Genomic DNA, 427 nt, shown 5'->3' on the forward strand with positions numbered 1-427 from the left:
GGGGTATGGTAAAATAACCTTTATAGGTTAAAAGTGAGGTGACAAGTTTGGCAGATACTATCCTACTCTACCATTTAACACACATCAATAATTTGCAGTCTATTCTTCAAAGAGAGAGCTTATGGTCTCATGCACGTATAAGGGCACATGAAGTATCTTACAGTGATATGGCTAATCAAGATGTACAAATACGGAGAGAGCGCACAAAGATACCCATTGGTATGTGTGGGAATTTACACGACTATGTTCCATTTTATTTTGCCCCTCGGTCACCTATGTTATATGTAATAGGCAGGCAACATCCCCCACAGCAAAACATGGTATATTTCATGACCAATACAGCCATGATACAACAACATTGTCCTGCTTTTGTTTTTACAGATGCTCATGCTATAAGAAGACTAACGAATTTTTATGAGGAATTAAC

At 37.9% G+C, this 427-nt stretch carries 1 protein-coding gene; it reads left to right on the forward strand.

Features of this window, described 5'->3' with window-relative positions:
• Nucleotides 1–47: 47 nt before the first annotated feature.
• A partial coding sequence (locus tag DDE80_RS14735) for a DUF4433 domain-containing protein (RefSeq protein WP_161952364.1) occupies nucleotides 48–427 on the forward strand: 380 nt, incomplete at its 3' end.

It is taken from the genome of Metalysinibacillus jejuensis (assembly GCF_003057615.1).
Taxonomy (GTDB): Bacteria; Bacillota; Bacilli; order Bacillales_A; family Planococcaceae; genus Metalysinibacillus; species Metalysinibacillus jejuensis.